Here is a 3,004-nt window from a genome sequence, read left to right on the forward strand (position 1 = left end):
GTATCTGCTCGACGTGCTCGCGAACCTGAAGGTCGACACCGTGCAGGTGAGCCTCGGCGACGCCAGCTCGAGCGCGCCGATCACCGTGCCCGAGAACGAGAGTTCAAGTATGTCGTGATGCCGATGCGCATCTGACGCGCTCGACATCGCGACACACACCAGGGGGCGGCAAGCCCCTTTGGCGTTTTTATGGCGAACCGACAACCCGCCCTTTTAGTGCCTTTTCGGCACTTGGGGCGGGCCAGGAAACTGGAGCGGCCGGCGATTTCCCTCGCTGAAACGCACCGCGCCGCCACGAGAGTGGCCCCGCAGAACCGGAAGATATCCATGAGTGAACAGCACAATTCGCAACCCGATAACAGCAGCTACGGCGCCTCGTCGATCCAGATCCTCGAAGGTCTGGAAGCGGTGCGCAAGCGCCCCGGGATGTACATCGGCGACACGTCGGACGGCACCGGTCTGCACCACCTCGTGTTCGAGGTGCTCGACAACTCGATCGACGAAGCGTTGGCCGGGTACTGCAACGACATCCACGTGACGATTCACGCCGACAACTCGATTTCCGTGACCGACAACGGCCGCGGGATTCCGACCGACGTGAAGATGAACGACAAGCACGAGCCGAAGCGCAGCGCGGCGGAAATCGTGATGACCGAGCTGCACGCCGGCGGCAAGTTCGACCAGAACAGCTACAAGGTGTCGGGCGGCCTGCACGGCGTGGGCGTGTCGTGCGTGAACGCGCTGTCGAGCTGGCTGCGCCTCACCGTGCGCCGCGACGGCAAGAAGCGTTTCATGGAGTTCCATCGCGGCGTCGCGCAGGATCGCGTGGTCGAGGTGGTGGACGGCGTGGAAGTGTCGCCGATGCTCGTGACCGGCGACACCGAAAACCGCGGCACCGAAGTGCACTTCATGGCCGATCCGACCATTTTCGGCACGGTCGAGTATCACTACGACATCCTCGCGAAGCGGATGCGTGAGCTTTCGTTCCTGAACAACGGCGTGCGAATTCGTCTGACCGACCTGCGCTCGGGCAAGGAAGACGATTTCGCGTTCGCCGGCGGTGTGAAGGGCTTCGTCGAGTACATCAACAAGACGAAGACCAACCTGCACCCGACCGTGTTCTTCGCGAACGGCGAGAAGGACGGCGTGGGCGTCGAGGTCGCGATGCAGTGGAACGACAGCTACAACGAGAACGTGCTGTGCTTCACGAACAACATTCCGCAGCGCGACGGCGGCACGCACCTGACCGGCCTGCGGGCCGCGATGACGCGCGTCATCAACAAGTACATCACCGACAACGAAATCGCGAAGAAGGCGAAGGTCGAGACGACCGGCGACGACATGCGCGAAGGGTTGTCGTGCGTGCTGTCCGTGAAGGTACCGGAGCCGAAGTTCAGCTCGCAGACGAAGGACAAGCTGGTGTCGTCCGAGGTTCGTGCGCCGGTTGAAGAAGTTGTGGCGAAGGCGCTGGAAGAGTTCCTGCTCGAAACGCCGATCGACGCGAAGATCATTTGCGGGAAGATTGTTGAAGCTGCTCGGGCGCGGGATGCTGCTCGGAAGGCGCGTGAGATGACGCGACGCAAGGGCGTGCTCGATGGCGTTGGCCTGCCCGGCAAGCTCGCGGACTGCCAGGAGAAGGATCCGGCTAAGTGCGAAATCTACATCGTCGAGGGTGACTCGGCAGGTGGGTCGGCGAAGCAAGGGCGTGATCGCAAGTTCCAGGCGATCCTGCCGCTGCGCGGCAAGGTGCTGAACGTCGAGAAGGCGCGCTACGACAAGCTGCTGTCGTCGGAGCAGATCGTCACGCTCGTGACTGCGCTTGGCTGTGGGATCGGCAAGGACGATTACAACCTCGAGAAGCTCCGCTATCACCGCATCATCATCATGACCGACGCGGACGTCGACGGTGCGCACATCCGGACGCTGCTGCTCACGTTCCTGTATCGCCAGATGCCGGACATGATCGAGCGCGGCTACGTGTATATCGCGCAGCCGCCGCTTTACAAGATCAAGGCGGGCAAGGACGAGCGGTATCTGAAGGATGACGTGGAGCTCAACGCGCATATGCTGCGGTTGGCGCTGCAAGGCTCGGAGCTGGTGCCGGGTGAAAATGCGGCGGCGATTTCTGGGGATGCGCTCGGGGAGTTGGCGCGGTCGTATCTACTGTCGCAGAGCGTGATCGATCGGTTGAGCCGGTTGTATGACCCGGCGGCGCTGGAAGCCGTCATGGATGGGGTGGTGATCGATCTCTCCAACGAGGCTTCGACCGAGGCCTCGGCTAAGGCGCTGCATGCTGCGTTGCATGATGAGGCGCTGAAGAACGAAGTGCGGGTTGTGCCTTCGTATGACGCGGTTCGCGAACAGCGGGCGTTGCATGTCGAGCGCACGCATCACGGCAACGTGCGCGTTTCGGTCATCGACCAGGAATTCCAGCACACGGCGGATTATCAGCAGCTCGTGACCACCGCGAATACGTTCAAGGGGCTTATTGGGGAAGGTGCGGTCATCAAGCGCGGTGAGCGCAGCATGGCCGTCGCGGACTTCAAGAGCGCGATGAAGTGGCTGCTGGCGGATGCTGAGCGGAACGTCTCCAAACAACGCTATAAGGGGCTCGGCGAGATGAACCCCGAGCAGCTGTGGGAAACGACGATGGATCCGGCAGTGCGGCGTCTGCTGCGTGTGCAGATCGAAGACGCGATTGCGGCGGATGGGATCTTTACTACGCTGATGGGGGATGACGTCGAGCCGCGGCGGGCGTTTATCGAGAGTAATGCGTTGCGGGCGGGGAATATTGACGTCTGAAGGCGTTTGTAGCGGGAACCATAAAGCGAGATTTTGGGAAGCATCCACTGAGATTTTTATCGATGGAGTCGCCTCGATAGCCTAAGTTGATACGTTCTCGTTAAGCAGCCCGGTAGCAACGACGACGGCCACCTCATTGATGTGGCCGTCGTTTTTTCAGCCTACCGTCACAATTGACCTCTGGTACACCGTTGCCTAAGGC

1 protein-coding gene and 1 pseudogene are annotated in these 3,004 nt (G+C 61.3%); both read left to right on the forward strand.

Going from position 1 to position 3,004, the window contains the following annotated elements:
- A pseudogene (locus JMF90_RS31350) lies at positions 1-135 on the forward strand (DNA polymerase III subunit beta); the annotation flags it as partial.
- Between the two features lie 192 nt (positions 136-327).
- Positions 328-2,802: a DNA topoisomerase (ATP-hydrolyzing) subunit B gene (gene gyrB / locus JMF90_RS31355; RefSeq protein WP_201317071.1), complete on the forward strand. Its 2,475-nt coding sequence runs from the start codon at positions 328-330 to the stop codon at positions 2,800-2,802.
- Positions 2,803-3,004: the final 202 nt, after the last annotated feature.

It is taken from the genome of Burkholderia sp. E168m23 (assembly GCF_016586125.1).
Classification (GTDB): Bacteria; Pseudomonadota; Gammaproteobacteria; order Burkholderiales; family Burkholderiaceae; genus Burkholderia; species Burkholderia orbicola.

Excerpts from the sequence above, each read along its gene's own strand:
- gyrB (WP_201317071.1), top strand. The coding sequence starts at position 328 with ATGAGTGAACAGCACAATTCGCAACCCGATAACAGCAGCTACGGCGCC.